15 protein-coding genes are annotated in these 15,697 nt (G+C 72.7%); 3 read left to right on the top strand and 12 right to left on the bottom strand.

The window, feature by feature from the left end:
• Positions 1-2 precede the first annotated feature (2 nt).
• The 12 genes from ACIOC0_RS25455 to ACIOC0_RS25510 all read right to left on the bottom strand — a co-directional run bounded on the left by ACIOC0_RS25455 (position 3) and on the right by ACIOC0_RS25510 (position 12,856).
• On the bottom strand, positions 3-1,529 hold the full coding sequence (locus ACIOC0_RS25455) for a family 43 glycosylhydrolase (protein ID WP_402157794.1): 1,527 nt from the start codon (positions 1,527-1,529) through the stop codon (positions 3-5).
• A complete protein-coding gene (locus ACIOC0_RS25460; protein ID WP_402157795.1) occupies positions 1,526-2,374 on the bottom strand; it encodes a PmoA family protein in 849 nt (282 codons plus the stop codon). Before ACIOC0_RS25460 ends, ACIOC0_RS25455 begins: the two co-directional genes overlap by 4 nt.
• Entirely contained in the window at positions 2,374-3,546 is a 1,173-nt protein-coding gene (locus ACIOC0_RS25465; protein ID WP_402157796.1) for a Gfo/Idh/MocA family protein, read from the bottom strand. The genes ACIOC0_RS25460 and ACIOC0_RS25465 overlap by 1 nt, the downstream gene beginning before the upstream one ends.
• Before the next feature lie 112 nt (positions 3,547-3,658).
• The gene (locus ACIOC0_RS25470) at positions 3,659-4,558 is read right to left on the bottom strand and encodes a carbohydrate ABC transporter permease (protein ID WP_402157798.1); all 900 of its coding nucleotides are present in this window, start codon (positions 4,556-4,558) and stop codon (positions 3,659-3,661) included.
• Positions 4,555-5,490, bottom strand: coding sequence for a carbohydrate ABC transporter permease (locus tag ACIOC0_RS25475; RefSeq protein WP_402157800.1), 936 nt, complete (start codon positions 5,488-5,490; stop codon positions 4,555-4,557). The genes ACIOC0_RS25470 and ACIOC0_RS25475 overlap by 4 nt, the downstream gene beginning before the upstream one ends.
• 156 nt (positions 5,491-5,646) lie before the next feature.
• Positions 5,647-7,383 carry an L-arabinonate dehydratase gene (gene araD, locus ACIOC0_RS25480; RefSeq protein ID WP_402157801.1) on the bottom strand — a complete coding sequence of 579 codons (1,737 nt, stop codon included), beginning with the start codon at positions 7,381-7,383 and terminating at the stop codon, positions 5,647-5,649.
• On the bottom strand, positions 7,380-8,291 hold the full coding sequence (locus tag ACIOC0_RS25485; RefSeq protein WP_402157804.1) for a dihydrodipicolinate synthase family protein: 912 nt from the start codon (positions 8,289-8,291) through the stop codon (positions 7,380-7,382). The genes araD and ACIOC0_RS25485 overlap by 4 nt, the downstream gene beginning before the upstream one ends.
• The gene (locus tag ACIOC0_RS25490; protein WP_402157806.1) at positions 8,288-8,953 is read right to left on the bottom strand and encodes a GntR family transcriptional regulator; all 666 of its coding nucleotides are present in this window, start codon (positions 8,951-8,953) and stop codon (positions 8,288-8,290) included. Before ACIOC0_RS25490 ends, ACIOC0_RS25485 begins: the two co-directional genes overlap by 4 nt.
• A 202-nt stretch (positions 8,954-9,155) precedes the next feature.
• Positions 9,156-9,908, bottom strand: coding sequence for an MBL fold metallo-hydrolase (locus ACIOC0_RS25495; protein WP_352247605.1), 753 nt, complete (start codon positions 9,906-9,908; stop codon positions 9,156-9,158).
• Between the two features lie 110 nt (positions 9,909-10,018).
• Positions 10,019-10,615 (bottom strand): TIGR03086 family metal-binding protein, encoded by a 597-nt coding sequence (locus ACIOC0_RS25500; RefSeq protein ID WP_402157809.1) that lies wholly within the window; start codon positions 10,613-10,615, stop codon positions 10,019-10,021.
• Positions 10,616-10,712: 97 nt separating this feature from the next.
• Positions 10,713-11,885 carry a hypothetical protein gene (locus ACIOC0_RS25505; RefSeq protein ID WP_402157811.1) on the bottom strand — a complete coding sequence of 391 codons (1,173 nt, stop codon included), beginning with the start codon at positions 11,883-11,885 and terminating at the stop codon, positions 10,713-10,715.
• Entirely contained in the window at positions 11,882-12,856 is a 975-nt protein-coding gene (locus ACIOC0_RS25510; protein ID WP_402158211.1) for a 5-dehydro-4-deoxyglucarate dehydratase, read from the bottom strand. The genes ACIOC0_RS25505 and ACIOC0_RS25510 overlap by 4 nt, the downstream gene beginning before the upstream one ends.
• Before the next feature lie 200 nt (positions 12,857-13,056).
• On the opposite strand from ACIOC0_RS25510, the gene ACIOC0_RS25515 reads away from it, so the two are divergent.
• The 3 genes from ACIOC0_RS25515 (at position 13,057) to ACIOC0_RS25525 (ending at position 15,693) form a co-directional block, all read left to right on the top strand.
• On the top strand, positions 13,057-13,881 hold the full coding sequence (locus ACIOC0_RS25515; RefSeq protein ID WP_402157812.1) for an NAD-dependent epimerase/dehydratase family protein: 825 nt from the start codon (positions 13,057-13,059) through the stop codon (positions 13,879-13,881).
• 163 nt (positions 13,882-14,044) lie between these two features.
• Entirely contained in the window at positions 14,045-14,455 is a 411-nt protein-coding gene (locus ACIOC0_RS25520) for a GNAT family N-acetyltransferase (RefSeq protein WP_402157814.1), read from the top strand.
• Between the two features lie 44 nt (positions 14,456-14,499).
• Complete coding sequence (locus ACIOC0_RS25525; RefSeq protein WP_402157815.1) at positions 14,500-15,693, top strand: TerD family protein; 1,194 nt, start codon at positions 14,500-14,502, stop codon at positions 15,691-15,693.
• Positions 15,694-15,697: the final 4 nt, after the last annotated feature.

Below are 15,697 nucleotides of genomic sequence, written 5' to 3' on the forward strand. Positions count from 1 at the left end.
CGTCAGAGGGGGCTGATCCGGAAGCGCGAGAAGACGGCGGCCCCGGCGTGCCCCGGCCGGTCCGGGGCGGCGGCGAACAGCCCGAGCAGCGCTCCGACCCAACGCCAGGGGGTGGCGGCGAAGACGGGCCCGGAGGGGCGCATGCCGTCGCCGACGTCGGAGAAGAAGCGGCAGCGGGCGCCCTCGCCGATCTCGACGCGCAGCCGGGCCCGCCCGTCGGGCGCTGCCTGCCGCGGCACCGGCCGTGGATGGCCGGCGTCCCGCTCCCGGTCGGCGACGGCCTCGGCGAACCGGTGCACGAGGTGGACCGTCCCGTCGGTCCCGCGTTGCAGTCCGATCCACGAGAAGGCGTCGCCGAGGACCGCGAGTCCGGCCCGTGCGCCGGACTCCTCGGCGTGCAGGGTGAGTTCGACCTCCACGGCGCAGGGGTCGCCGGGCAGCCGCTGGGTGAGGACGTGCGGCAGAGTGCGCAGGTCGTGCACGGTGGGCGCGCTCACACAGGTCAGGCGCAGCCCGTCCGCCGAGTGGTGGGTGGCCCAGCCGTCGCGGGGGTTGGCCGTCCAGCTCCACTGGCGGCCGAAGCGTCCGCCGGGGAAGTCGTCGTCGGCGGCGGGCGCGGCGGGCGGCTGCGGGGGCAGGTCGGGCCGCCGGTGGACGGCGACGGGCGCGCCCTCGTCGCCGATGACCGGCCAGTCCCCGCCGGGGCCCCAGCGCATCGGCTGGAGGTGGACGACCCTGCCGTACGCGCCCCGCTGCTGGAAGTGCAGGAACCAGTCCTCGCCGGCCTGGGTGCGCACCCAGCCGCCCTGGTGGGGGCCGTTGACGCCGGTGTCCTTCTGCTCCAGGACGATCCGGTGCTCGTAGGGGCCGAAGAAGTCTTGGGAGCGTAAGGCTCCCTGCCAGCCGGTCTCCACTCCCCCGGCGGGCGCGAGGATCCAGTACCAGCCGTCGCGCCGGTAGAGCTTGGGGCCTTCGAGGGTGAACCAGCCGGGGATGCGGTCGCCGTCGACGATGACCTTGCCCTCGTCGAGCAATGACGTCCCGTCGGGGTGCATCCGGTGGCCGGTGAGGCGGTTCTTCACGCCGGAGCGGGACCTGGCCCAGGCGTGCACGAGGTAGGCCTCGCCGCTCTCCTCGTCCCACAGGGGGCAGGGGTCGATCAGTCCCTTGCCCTCCTTCACCAGGTGCGGCCGGGTCCAAGGGCCCCTGATCTCGGGGGCGTTGATCTGGAAGATGCCCTGGTCCGGGTCACCCCAGAAGATCCAGAAGCGTTCGTCGTGGTATCGCAGGGCGGGCGCCCAGACGCCGCAGTCGTGCCGCGGGGAGGCGAACTCGCGGGCCGGTTCCAGGCGTTCGAGGGCGTGGCCGACCAGCGTCCAGTTGACCAGGTCGCGCGAGTGCAGCAGGGGCAGGCCGGGGGCGCGGCCGAAGCTGGAGGCGGTGAGGTAGTAGTCGTCGCCGACGCGCACGACGTCCGGGTCGGACCAGTCGGCGTTCAGCACCGGGTTGGTGTACGTCCCGCCGCTCACTGGCTGACCGCCTTCCGCACGAGCGTGGCCGCCCCGTCGCGGTCAAGCCGGCCGTCGGCGACGACGGTGACGATCCGCCGGACGGCCGTCTCACCGGGCGCGATCGCGAGCCGCCGCTCGCCGGCCAGGGAGGAGCCGACGCCCGGGTACTCGGCGGTGCGCACGAACCAGGGGTCGCGGCGGGTGGCGTCGGTGGCGCCCGCGAAGACGAGGGTCCAGTCCGCGCCGGCCAGGGCCAGCCAGTCGGCGCGCTCACCGTGGACCGCCCTCTCGCCCTCGGCCGCCGCGGTGAACACCTCCGGCGCCGTGGCCTCCTTGCGGGCGCGCCAGAAGAAGCCGCCGTAGGCGGCGCCGGGGCGTCCGTTGGTGGCGGGGCTGCCGATGGTGACCGGGCCGGAGGTGACGTTGGTGAGGGAGAAGGTGAAGTCCAGCGCCCAGGCGGAGTCGGCGAGCTCCCCGGCGGCGACCGTGCGGCGCTCGCGCAGCAGCTCGGCCCCGGCGGCGACCCAGCGCAGTTCCTCCACCAGCCCGTCGGGGTCGCACAGCTGGAACGCTGTGTGCCGCTGGGAACCGTGGTTGTCGAGCTCGGTGGGGCCCTGGTCGCGGACGTAGGTGCGCCCGCCCCAGAAGTTGAACCCCTCGACGTCGGGAACGGCGACACCGACGCCGAGGTGGTGGGTGTGGTCGGCGGGGCTCAGCTCGGTGACCGCCGTGCCGGCCAGGGTGGTGACGGGATGCAGATAGGGACGCGGGGAGAGCCGTGCGGGCAGCTCCGGCCGGGTGACGTACCGGCCGACGGGGCGGCCCGCGACGCGCAGGACGACCGGTGCGTCGGGTGCCGTCATCAGGTGCTCACCTCTTCGGGATGCGCGGGCGGGTACGTGGTGGTGCGCGCCCAGGGGGCGCCGAGCTCGGAGAACAGCGCGAGGGTGTCGGCGGCGGCCGCGACCAGCCCGTCGACGCCGGGGACGGCCCGGCGGTCCTCGCCGGGCACCGGACGCCAGGCGTCGTCGGGCAGCCGCACCGGGTCGGGGGCGACGCGGATCGCCTCGACGACCCGCATGAACGCCTCGGTCGCGGCCGGCGGGACGAGCAGCTCGGCGCCGTCGGTGAGGTGGTCGACGAGGTTCTCCAGCAGGTCGGTGCGGCCGTGCTCGATCTCCTCGGGGCCGTGGCCGGCGCGCTGGACCAGGACGCGGTCCTGCTTGTACCAGTAGGTGATCCGGCCCCGGGTGCCGTGGACGAGGACGTACGGGTCGTCGGGGTCCTCGGCGCACAGGGTGGCCGCGACGACGAGGGGCAGGTCGCCGGCGGTGGTGACGCGGACGCAGGAGGTGTCGTCGGACTCGATGGCGTTGGCGTGCGCCAGCTCGGTCTCGATACGGGTGACGTCCTCGGCACGAGTGGCGCCGGCCAGGGCGAGGGCGGTGGCGACGGCGTGCGCGAGCGGGTTGGTGAGGGCGCCGTCGATGACGTCGACGCCGTTCAGCCGCCGCTTGCCGGCCCAGGGCGCGCGCCGGAAGTAGGCCTCCGCGCGGGCCCAGGCGCCGGCCCCGCCGACCCCGACGACCTCGCCGATCGCCCCCTCGCCGAGAAGCCGCCGGATCGCGGGCACGGCGTGCGAGCCGAGCGACTGGAAGCCGATCTGGCAGGCCACGCCCGCCGCGGCGACCCCGTCCGCCATCCGCCGGAACTCGGCGTACGACGGGGCCGGGGGCTTCTCCAGCAGCAGGTGCACGCCCTTGGCCGCCGCGGTCAGGGCCAGGTCGGTGTGGGTGGGGATCGGGGTGCAGATCACGGCGATCCGCGCGCCGGTGGAGTCGAGCAGCGCGCCGAAGTCGGCGGACTGCTCGGGCGTGCCGAGGCCCTCCGGGATCTCGTCCGGGGTGAGCGGGGTCAGCTCGCACACGCCCGCGAGGCGGACGACGCCCTTGTCCTGGAGCCGGCGGATGTTGTCCAGGTGCCAGCGGCCGTGGCCGCGTGCGCCCGCGAGGACGATGGGGACTGCGGTGTTCATGGGGTGGTCCTCCCTGCGCCTGCGCCGGGCGCCGCCTCACGGGCGGCCGCCGCGGCGCCGTCGATCTTTCGGTGCAGGGTAGGCGTCCGGCCGGGGTGTGCCGTGGAAGCGCTCATCCCTTGACCGCCCCCGCGCTGAAGCCCGTGATCAGCCACTTCTGGATGAAGGCGAAGACGATCACCACAGGGACGGCGGCGATGATGCCGCCCGCGGCGAGCGCGCCCAGGTCGACGCTGTCGGCGCTCATCAGGGTGTTGAGGCCGACCGGGATGGTCTGCTTGTCCTGGTTGTTGAGGAACATCAGGGCGAACAGGAAGTGGTTCCAGGAGTGCACGAAGGCGAAGGAGCCGACGGCGATCAGACCGGGCCGCAGCAGCGGCAGCACGACGATCCGGAACGCCGTCAGACGGTTGCAGCCGTCGACCCAGGCCGCCTCCTCCAGCGAGTACGGCACGTTCTTGATGAAGTTGCTGATCAGGATGATCGACAGCGGCAGCTGGAAGACGGTCTCGGCGAGGATGACGCTGCCCAGCGAGTTGATCATCTTCAGTTCGGCGAAGATCTCGAACAGCGGGACCAGCAGCAGCGCGCCCGGCACGAACTGGGAGCAGAGCAGGGCCAGCATGAAGCCCTGCTTGATCTTGAAGTCGAAGCGGGCGAGGGCGTAGCCGCCGGCCAGCGCGACCACCGTCGTCATCGCCAGGGTGGCGACGCCGACGAGCAGGCTGTTCTGGAAGTAGGTGCCGAAGCTGCGCTGCGTCCAGACCTTGTCGAAGTGGTCGAACGTCATCGGCCAGGGCACGAGCGAGGTCGAGCCGGCCGGGCGGAGCGCGAAGAGCAGGATCCAGTAGAAGGGGATCAGGGTGAAGACGAGGTAGACCGACAGGGGCAGGTAGATCTGCCAGCGCGGGACCTCGTCCCAGGGGCGGTTGCCGCCGCGCGGCCGCTGCTCGGGCGCGGGGGGCGCGCTCACGGGCGTGGGCGCCGGCACAGTGGCCTCCTTGGTGATCACTTGGCCTCCCTTCCGAACTTGCTCAGCCGCAGGTAGACCATGGAGCAGAAGAGCAGGATGACGAACGCGACCGTCGTCAGCGCGGACGCGTAACCGAAGTTGTGGGCGTCGACGCTGGTGTCGGCGATGTAGAGCGGGAGGGTGGTGGTCTCGCCCGCGGGGCCGCCGCCGGTCAGGGTGTAGAGCAGGTCGACGTTGTTGAACTCCCACACCGCGCGCAGCAGCGTGGACAGGACGATGGCGTCCTTCAGATGGGGCAGCGTGATGTGCCAGAACTGCTGGAGCCGGGACGCCCCGTCGACCTCGGCGGCCTCGTACAGGTCCTTGGAGACGGACTGGAGGTCGGCGAGGATGAGGATCGCGAAGAAGGGCACGCCGCGCCACAGGTCGGCGACGATCGCCGCCGGGAAGACGGTGGAGGTGTCCGACAGCCAGCTGGTCCCGTAGGAGCCGATGCCGACGTCTGCGAGGTAACGGGTGATGCCCGTCTGGGAGTTGTAGAGCAGCACCCAGATCGCGGAGGTCAGCACGCCGGAGACGGCCCAGGGGGAGAACACCAGGGCGCGGCCCAGGGCGCGGCCCACGAAGGTCTGGTTGACGATGAGGGCCAGGGCGAGGCCGAACATCAGCTGGAGTCCGACCTCGACGAAGACCCACTTGGCGCTGAAGGTCAGCGTGTCCCAGAAGACGGGGTCCTCGGTGAAGGCGTGGACGAAGTTGTCGAAGCCCGCGTAGCCGTTGCGCCACGGTTTGGTGGGGTTGTAGTTCTGCAGGCTGTAGTAGAAGACGCTGATGACCGGGTAGGCGATGAAGCCCAGCATGAGCAGGGCCGCCGGTGCGATCAGCAGGTACGGCAGTCTGCGGGGCGTGGCGGAGGCCCGGCGCCGCCTCGGTGGCGCGGGCGGCTTCGCCACGGCTGCGGCTTGGGCCATGACTGTTCTCCGTTCTCGTACGGGGTGCGTGCGCGTGCGTGGCGCGTGCGTGGTGCGTGGTGCGTGGGTCACGCGTGGTGCGTGGGTCACGCGTGGCGCGGGAAGCGCTTTCTCCGTGCACATGGGTGTGCCGAGTCGTGCGTGTGGTGCGGCGGTTCAGCCCGCGTACGGGTCCTGCACCTTGCCCGGGCGGGCCAGGAACTCGAAGTCGCAGCCGGTGTCGGCCTGAGTGATCTGCTCGTTGTAGAGCGCGCCGTAACCGCGCTCATAGCGCACGGGCGGCGGCGTCCACCGCGCCCGGCGGCGCTCCAGTTCCTCGTCGTCGACGTTGAGTTGAAGGGAGCGCGCCTCGACGTCCAGGGTGATCGAGTCCCCGGTGCGCACGAGGGCGAGGGGTCCGCCGACGTACGACTCGGGCGCCACGTGCAGGACGCAGGCGCCGTAACTGGTGCCGCTCATACGGGCGTCGGAGATGCGGACCATGTCCCGCACGCCCTGCTTGAGCAGGTGGTCGGGGATGGGCAGCATGCCGTACTCGGGCATGCCCGGGCCGCCCTTGGGGCCGGCGTTGCGCAGGACGAGCACGCTGTCGGCGGTGATGTCCAGGGCGGGGTCGTTGATGGTGCGCTGCATCGTCCGGTAGTCGTCGAAGACGACGGCGGGGCCGGTGTGCTTGAGCAGGTGCGGCTCGGCGGCGATGTGCTTGATGACGGCGCCGTCCGGGCAGAGGTTGCCGCGCAGGACGGCGACCCCGCCCTCGCTCGCGACCGGGTTGTCCCGGGTGCGGATCACGTCGTCGTCGTGCACCAGGGCCCCGGCGATCTGCTCGCGCAGGGTGTCGTGGGCGACGGTCGGGCGGTCCAGGTGGAGCAGGTCGGGGATCCGGGAGAGGAAGCCGGGCAGGCCGCCCGCGAAGTGGAAGTCCTCCATCAGGTACTTCTGGCCGCCGGGGCGCACGTCGGCGAGGACGGGCACCGTGCGGGCGATGCGGTCGAAGTCGTCGAGGGTGAGCGCGACGCCGGCCCGGCCCGCCATGGCGATGAGGTGGATCACCGCGTTGGTGGAGCCGCCGAGACCGAGGACGGTGGTGACGGCGTCGGTGAAGGCGTCCTGCGTGAGGATGTCGTTCAACGTCCGGCCCTTGTGGACCAGTTCGACGATGCGCAGGCCCGCCGCGGCGGCCATCCGGTCGTGTCCGGAGTCCACGGCGGGGATGCTCGACGCGCCCGGGACCGTCACCCCGAGCACCTCGGCGGCGGCGGTCAGCGTGGACGCCGTGCCCATCGTCATGCAGTGGCCGGGCGAGCGGGCGAGGCCGTTCTCCAGCTCGGCCATCTCGCAGTCGCCGATGAGGCCGGCCCGTTTGTCGTCCCAGTACTTCCACATGTCGGTGCCGGAGCCGAGGACCTCGCTGCGCCAGTGGCCCGGCAGCATCGGCCCGGCGGGCACGAACACGGTCGGCAGGTCGACGCTCGCCGCCCCCATCAGCAGGGCCGGGGTCGTCTTGTCGCAGCCGCCCATCAGCACCGCCCCGTCGACCGGGTAGGAGCGCAGCAGCTCCTCGGTCTCCATGGCGAGGAGGTTGCGGTAGAGCATGGGGGTCGGCTTCTGGAAGGTCTCGGACAGGGTCGAGACAGGGAACTCCAGCGGGAATCCGCCCGCCTGCCACACGCCCCGCTTGACCGCCTGCGCCCGCTCACGGAGGTGGACATGACAGGGGTTGATGTCCGACCAGGTGTTGAGGATCGCGATGACCGGCTTGCCGAGGTGCTCCTCGGGGAGGTAGCCGAGCTGGCGGGTGCGGGCGCGGTGGCTGAAGGAGCGCAGGCCTTCGGTGCCGTACCACTGGTGGCTGCGCAGCTCCTCGGGGCGCTTCCTGACGTCGTCGCTCATATGGACCACCCGGCGGCGATGGCGGCGACCTCGGCGCGCCCGCCCTCGGGCAGCGGCCGGCTCGGCGGGCGGACCTCGCGGCGGCACAGCCCGAGGGAGGCGAGGGCCTCCTTGACGACGGTGACGTTGTCGGCGGAGCCGTCGGCGGCGCGCAACTCCTCGAAGCGGCGGATCTGCTCCCAGACCTTCATGGCGGCCGGGTAGTCGCCGGAGCGCAGCGCCTCGATCATGTTGAGCGAGACGGCCGGGGCCACGTTCACCAGGCCCGAGGTGAAACCGGTGGCGCCCGCGGAGAAGTAGGAGGGGGCGTAGGGTTCGGCCAGGCCGGCGACCCAGACGAACCGCTCAAGACCGGCGTCCCGCGCGAAGGCGGCGAAGCGGGCGGCGTCCGGCACGGCGTACTTCACGCCGATCACGTTCGGGCAGGCGTCGGCGAGTTCGGCGAGCCGAAGGCCCGCGAGCTGCGCGTTGCGGATGTACGGCACGACGCCCAGCTCGGGCACCGCCTCGGCGATGGCGCGGTGGTAGTCGACCCAGCCGCTCTGCGACACATAGGGGTGGACGGGCTGGTGGACCATCACCATGCGCGCGCCCAGCTCGCGGGCGTGGCGGGCGGAGGCGACGGCGGTGGGGACGTCGTGGCCGACGCCGGCCAGGACGACGGCCCGGTCGCCGGCCTCCTCGACGGTCAGCTCGGTGACCAGGCGGCGCTCCTCGGGGGTGAGGGCGTAGAACTCGCCGGTGTTGCCGTTGGGGGTGAGGGTGGTGATCCCGCCGTCGAGCAGCCTGCGCAGCAGGGCCCGGTGGGTGTCCTGGTCGACGGAGCCGTCCTCGGCGAAGGGGGTCACCGGGATCGCCACCACGTCGGCCAGGGCCGCCCGTTGGGTCTCGAACGCCACGCTGCTCACTGCTGACCTTCCTGTCCCTGGGCTTCCCCGGCCTCGGGGAACGCCCGCCGTACGAACGACGCGATGTGCGCGTGCAGAGCGCTCGCCGCGCCGTCGGCGTCGCCCGCCAGCGCGAGCCGCAGGATCTCGCGGTGCTCGCCGGCCTCCCGCTCCCAGGAGGGGGAGGCGGCCCAGGCGACGGCGGAGACAAGGGCGGCCTGGTCGCGGACCTCGTCGAGCATCCGGCCGAGCAGCGGGTTGCCGCAGGGCAGGTAGAGGGCGCGATGGAACTCCCGGTTTGCCAGGGAGCGTTCGGCGGTGTCGGCGGCCTCGTCGGCACGGGTCAGCGCCGAGCGGGCGGCGTCCAGGGACGCCCCGCGCCGCACGGCCCGCTTCAGCGCCTCGGGTTCGAGGAGGAGCCGTACGTCGTAGACCTCGCGCGCCATGTCCGCGTCCACCATGCGCACCGTGACGCCCTTGTACTGGTTCATGACGACCAGTCCGGTGCCGGCGAGTGTCTTGAGCGCCTCCCGCACCGGGGTCTTGGAGACCCCGAACTGAGCGGCGAGGTCGGTCTCGACCAGTGCCTGACCTGGCGTCAACTGCCCGGTGAGGATGCGGCGTTTGATCTCCTCCAGCACGTACTGCGTGCGGGAGGGGATCGGCGTGGGCACAGAGGTCATGCGCGCCTCTCGGTGTCTGACGAGTTGTGTGACGTGCTGCGTGGCTGACGTGCGGTATGGCTGACGCGCTGCATCGGATCTCGTGTATCGCGTCTCATATATGACGTACGAAGTACGACGCGTTGAAGGTAGGAGCGGGCCGGGGTTTCGTCAATGCTTCCGGCAGAGGAAGTTGCGGAAGGAGTTGCCGCGCCGGGTGGGGTCAGAGGGGAACGGTGTCGCCCTCGTGCGCGGAGCGGGTGGGGCCGCCGAACGCGGCGGCGGCCCGCGCGGCCGCGTTCTCACGGGTCAGCGTGGGCCCGACGTGGGTGACGACGAGTTCGCGCACGCCGGCCTGCCGGGCCGTGTCCCCCGCGTCCTCCGGGGTCAGATGGACCTGTTCGCCGTCGCGATGCCGGTCGATGTCCGCCTCGCACAGGAACAGGTCGGCGCCGGAGGCGAGTTCGAAGAGCGCGGGGCACGGCCCGCTGTCCCCGGAGTACGCGAGGACGCTCCCCTGGCACTCGGCGCGCAGCCCGTACGCCTCGGTGTCGTGGGCCACCGCGCGGGAGGTGAGCTTGAGGTTCCAGTGCCGTACCGAGTGGCCGTCGTGCAGGGCCCTGAAGTCGAGGATTCCGGTCAGGAACCGGGCGTCCGGCTGCCCGAAGAAGGCAGCCAGCCGCCGCGCGCAGTCCCTCGGCGCGTACACGGGGACCGGCGCCGGCGGGGTGAGGCCGCCGAACGCGAACGCGTAGACGGCCGGGAGGAGGTCGGCGCAGTGGTCGGCGTGCAGATGGGAGATCCAGATCGCGGTGAGCCGCCGCGGGTCGGTGTGCCGCTGCAACTCGGCGAACGTGCCCGTGCCCGCGTCCACCCACACCTCCGCGCCCCCGCCGCGCAGGAGATAGCCGGAGCAGGGGTGGCCCGGTCCCGGATGCGGAGAGGCGGTGCCGAGGACGGTGAGGCTGAGGGGCATGGTGGGGAGCGTACGTTTCACCACGGCGCGAAGCGCCGCGATCACCTCCGTCTACGCCGTGCTCATGGGTGCGTCTACGCGATGCGTCTACGGGTACGCAGCCGGAGCGCTCACGGCGTCCAGCCCGGGTCGCGGCCGCTCAGGCCGACGGCACGGGCGAGCAGCGGGGCGTCCGGCGGGACGGGGACGACGGGGCCGAAGATCCCGCTGCCGCCCTCGCCGGCCTCCTCGGCGGCGGCCCGCAGGAACGCGTGGGAGGCGCGCAGCGCCGCCGGGTCGGGCGCGTAGCGCTGTCCGGTGGCCCGCGCGAGGTCCCAGCCGTGGACCACGAGTTCGTCGGCGGCGACGGCGCCGGCGACCTCGCCGGGCAGGTCGACGCCCCCCGCACGGGTCATGCCGGCCCAGGCGGTGGGGTCCCGCCAGGCCTCGGCGAGCGCGTCGAGCGCCGCCGGCAGCTCCTCGCGCCAGCCGGGCGGGAGGTCCGGCAGGGTCGTCCCGGGGTCCGTGTCGGTCGTGGCGCCCAGGTCCTTGCGCGCGGCGTCCCGGAAGGCGACGGCGAGGTGCCCGAGATGGCCGAGCAGGTTCCGCACGGCGTACCGCGGGCAGGGCGTGCGCCCGTCGAGCTGCTCGTCCCGGACGCCCGCGGCGAGCCGCGCGACGATGCGGGCCTGAGGTGCGAGGTCGAGTGTGGTGGCGATGTCGGTCATATGAGGTGGACCGCGCGGAGGGGGGAAACTCATCGCTCCCCGCGGACGTTCGTGGCCCCGGGCTCCCCCGGACCCTCGTGTGGGGGACGCGTGGGCCTCAGAGCGCGCCGAGGGCCTTCCGGGTCGCCTCCAGGTCGGCGTCGGACGCCAAGCCCGCGTGGTAGAGGCGGAGCTCGGTGGCTCCGAGGTCGCGCGCGCGGGCCGCGCCGGCCGACAGGCCGTCGGGGTCGCCGCCCATGCCGGAGACGATCGGGAAGTTGGCGGCGAGCACCGCCCCGTCCCGGCCCTGCTCGGCGAAGGGTGTGATCAGGCCGGGCCCGTCCGCGCAGGGGACGACCACACCGTCCGCGACGGACAGGACGTGCGCGGGGTCCACGCCCGGGTTGGCGCCGACGTGGTACGTCACCGGGTCGGCGTGCAGCAGCACCTGGAAGCCCTTGGGGGCCTCGGCGCGGACGGCGGCCACCGCCGCCTCCTGGAGGGTGCGGGCGGTCTCGTCGCGCCACGCGCGTGTGGCCCTCGCCGTCTCCTGCCCGAGGAGCCTCTCGACGCCCGCCCAGCCGGCGTCGTCGGGCGCCCCCTGCCACAGCGGCTCCAGCGCGGTGCGTACGGAGTCAGCCAGCAGGCCGGGGTCCAGGCCCCGGCCGGCGTAGCCCTCCCGGCAGGACGGGCAGAAGCAGAGCGCCATCAGGTACATGCCGGCGTCCCCGAGGGCGACGCCGGACGTCTTGTCGTGGGCGTGCAGGTGCTGGAGGCCGTACCAGCCGAGGGACTCCAGCTCGGTGCCCGCCGCGCCGGGCCGTACGGCGGCCTCGGCGGCCAGGTCGACGAGGTACGCGCGTGTGGTGGGCTGCGCGATGCACGGGGCCCAGGGGTAGCGGTCGCCGTAGGCGTTGACGACCGAGGTGCCGGGGTGCTCTGCGCCGAGGCGGGAGTTGTGCGCGAGGACCACCCAGGTGTGGACCTCCAGGCCGGCCCGCTCCAGCGCGGCGGCGGCCTCGCCGTAGGCGTCGCCCGGGGCCCAGTCGCCGGCCGGGTGGGGCCGCAGGGCGCGGCCCGCCCAACGCGGGCCCGCCGGGTCCGTCGGGTACAGCACGGCGGCGTGCTCGGCGGTGACGATGCGGTGGCGGGGGTGGCGCGGGGTGAGGGCGCGGGTGGAGTGGTAGGCGGCGGCGAGCGTCGCCTGCCGTACGCCGAGCGCGGCGATCCGCTCGGGCGCCTCCGGATCCCCGTTGACGTCCCAGGGATAGACGAAAGTCGACGCCTTCACCGGTCCTCCCCCAGCAGCGCGTGTCCACGCTCGATCACTGCGGCGAGCTGTTTCACATGGTCCTCGTTCGGTTCGTGCAGCGGCGGGCGCACCTCGCCGACGTCGAGGCCGCGCAACCGCACACCGGCCTTGACCAGGGAGACGGCGTAGCCGCGGCCGAGGGCGCGCAGCTCGACGAGGGGGCGGTAGAAGCCGTCCAGCAGGCGGTGGACGACGGCCAGGTCGCGCGCGGTGAGCGCCCGGTGGAAGGCCAGGGCGATCTCGGGGGCGAAGCAGAACACGGCCGAGGAGTAGAGGGTGACGCCGATGCCGTGGTAGGCGAGCTGGGTCTGTTCCGCGGTGGGCAGGCCGTTGAAGTAGAGGAAGTCGCCGGGGACCTCGCTGCGGACGGCGCTGACGACGCGTTGCATGAGGTCGAGGTCGCCGACGCCGTCCTTGAGGCCGATGATCCCCTCGGTGCGGGCGAGTTCGACGGCGGTCCCGGGGGTGAGGACGGCGTTGTCGCGCTGGTAGACGATGACGGGGAGTTCGGTGGCGGCGGCGAGTTCGCGGTAGTGGCGCAGCAGCCCTTCCTGGGCGGCGACGACGAGGTAGGGCGGCATCGCGAGCAGTCCGTCGGCGCCGGCGTCCCGCGCGAGCCGTGCGTAGCGGACGGCGAGCGCGGTCCCGTACCCGGCCCCCGCGACGACGGGCACCCGCCCGCCCGTCTCCTCCACGGCCGCCCGGACGCACGTCTGGAACTCCTCGGGGGTGAGCGCGTGGAACTCACCGGTACCGCAGCAGGCGAAGACGGCCGCCGCGCCGGCCTCCACCCCGCGGCGCACGTGCTCCCGGTAGACGTCCAGGGCGACGGAGCCGTCGGGGCCGAAGGCGGTCACGGGGAAGAACAGCGGTCCGCTGGGGACGCGAAGGCGTGCGGCGAGCGGAGCTGACGCTGACGTCACGGACTCTCCCTGAGGCGACGCGTGCATTGTTATGACCGACATCCACATTTCTGAACGCACTTCACCCTAGGGAGCCGATCAGGCCCGGTCAAGCGCACGAACGGCGACGCGAGACGGAGACTTGTCGACTCGGCACCCCTTGACGGAGGTCGGGCGAGATCCCTAGCGTGTCCACAGATGTGAATGACGTCCACAGACTCGGCCGTGAGATCCAAGGAGACCCGGGGATGCCCGCTGCGCGCACCGTCCTGCTCACCGGCGCCGCCGGTGGCCTCGGCACCCTCATGCGGGAACTGCTCCCCGCCTACGGCTACGAGCTGCGCCTTCTCGACGTGCGGCCCGTGGAGGGCGCGCCGGACGCGATCACCGCGGACCTCGCCGACCTGGACGCGCTGCGAGAGGCCGTACGGGGCGTCGACGCGATCATCCACCTCGCGGGCATCTCCCTGGAAGCCCCCTTCGAGAAGATCCTCAAGGCGAACATCGAGGGGACGTACCACCTGTACGAGGCCGCCCGCCAGGAGGGCGTCGGGCGCGTGGTGTTCGCCTCCTCCAATCACGCGGTCGGCTTCACCCCCCGGCCCGAGGGCGACGCCCCCCTCCCGCCGGAGTCGCTGATCCCGGTCCACACCCCGCGCCGCCCGGACACTTTCTACGGCCTGTCCAAGTCCTTCGGCGAGGACCTCGCCCAGTTCTACTGGGACAAGCACGGCCTGGAGACGGTGTCGGTGCGGATCGGCTCCTGCTTCGCCGAGCCGACCAACGTGCGCATGCTGTCGGTGTGGATGAGCCCGGCCGACGGCGCCCGCCTCTTCCACGCCGCGCTCACCGCCCAGGGCGTGGGCCACACGGTGGTCTACGGCTCCTCCGCCAACACGCGTCTGTGGTGGGACCTCACCAGCGCGCGAGCCCTCGGCTACGAGCCGCAGGACGACTCCGAGCCGTACGCCGAGAAGCTGATCGCCGAACAGGGCGAACCGGACCCGTCCAACCCCGCCCACACCCACCTGGGCGGCCCCTTCGTGACCGACCCCCCGATCTGGCCGTACTGACGCCGTCCGGGGACGGGGAGAATGCGGCCATGGAGGATCATCACGGGCGGGGCTGACGATGTCGACGCGATAGCCGAGCTGCACACGACCAGCTGGCGAAGGCCTGCGCGGGCCTGTTCCCCGCGCAGTACCTGAACGGTCCGCTGCTCGCCGAACGCCGAAGGTGTGGCGGGCCCGGCTGGACGATCCGGTTCCGGGCGCCGCGCTGTTCCTGGCCGTGGAGGCCGGCCGGCTGCTCGGCTTCGTCCATCTGGAACCGAAGCCGGACGGCCGGATCCTGCTGGACAGTCTGCACGTCCGGCCCGGCGACAGCGGCCGCGGACTGGGCCGGCTGCCGCTCGGACGTGCCCTGGCCTGGGCCGCCGCCGCGCACCCCGGCCGGGACGTCTACCTGGAAGTCCTCCAGGACGACACCCGCGCCGTCGCCTTCTACGAACGCCATGGAGGCCACCGCACCGCGTCCCGCGTCTGCCGGTTCGACCAGAGTTTCGAGCTCCCCGAGTTCGAGTACACCTGGCCCGCCGGCGCGGCCGGCCCCCTCGACGACGGCCTCCCCGCCGAACGGGGACGGTAAGGGAACGGTAAAACGGCCTCGCTCGTTCTCCTGGCATGACAGCTATGACCCCCGGCTCGAACATCCCCCTCACCGCCCCCCGCGTGGCGGTCGACGTCACCGCCCCCGTGCGCCTCGACGTCTCGGGCCTGCTGCTCACCGCCGACGGCAAGGTGCGCTCCGACGACGACTTCATCTTCTACAACCAGCCGAGCGGCCCCGGCGTGACCCACCGCTCCGGCGGCGGCGCGGCCCCCGACGCGATCACGGTCGACACCTCCGCGATCCCGCCGGGCATCGAGAAGATCGTCGTCACGGCGAGCCCCGACGCCGCCGGACAGACGTTCCGGGGCATCGAACCGACGGCCACCATCCGCAACGCCGACGACCACAGCGTCCTGGCGACGTTCACGCCCCCGCAACTGGGCGACGAGACGGCGCTGCTGATCGTGGAGATCTACCTGCGCAACGGCGCGTGGAAGGCCCGCGCGGTGGGCCAGGGGTACGCCGACGGTCTGGCCGGCATCGCCACCGACTTCGGCGTCACGGTCGAGGAACCGGCTACGCCGCCCCAGCCGGCGGCGCCCAGCGTCCCCGCAGCGCCCGCAGCCCCCGCCGTCACCGCGCCCCCGATGCCGCAGGCGCCGCCTCCCGCACCCCCCGCGCCGGCCGCCGGCACCGGCAAGATCAACCTCGACAAGGGCCGCGTCAGCCTCCAGAAGAACCAGACCGTCTCCCTCATGAAGGGCGGCCTGCCCCTGCTGTCGCAGGTCAGGATGGGCCTCGGCTGGGAGCCGGCGTACCGGGGCCGGGACATCGACCTGGACGCCTCGGTCATCGCGTACGGCCCGCAGCGCAACCACATCGACAGCTGCTACTTCGGCAAGCTGAGCATCCTCAACGGCGCGATCAAGCACTCCGGTGACAACCTCACCGGCGAGGGCGGCGGGGACGACGAGGTGATCGCCGTCGACCTGGGCCGGCTCCCGCAGGAGGTGACCGGTCTGGTCTTCACCGTCAACTCGTTCTCCGGGCAGAAGTTCACCGAGGTGGCCAAGGCCTACTGCCGTCTGCTGGACGCCGCGACCGGCGAGGAACTGGTCCGCTTCGACCTCACCGGCGCGGAGCCGCAGACGGGCGTGATGATGGCGAAGCTGATCCGCCAGTTCTCCGGTGAGTGGGAGATGACGGCGATGGGCGAGTTCGTGAAGGCCCGGACGGTACGGAACATGGTGAAACCGGCCGCCCAGGCACTCTGAACGC

Source organism: Streptomyces sp. NPDC088254, assembly GCF_044740925.1.
Classification (GTDB): Bacteria; Actinomycetota; Actinomycetes; order Streptomycetales; family Streptomycetaceae; genus Streptomyces.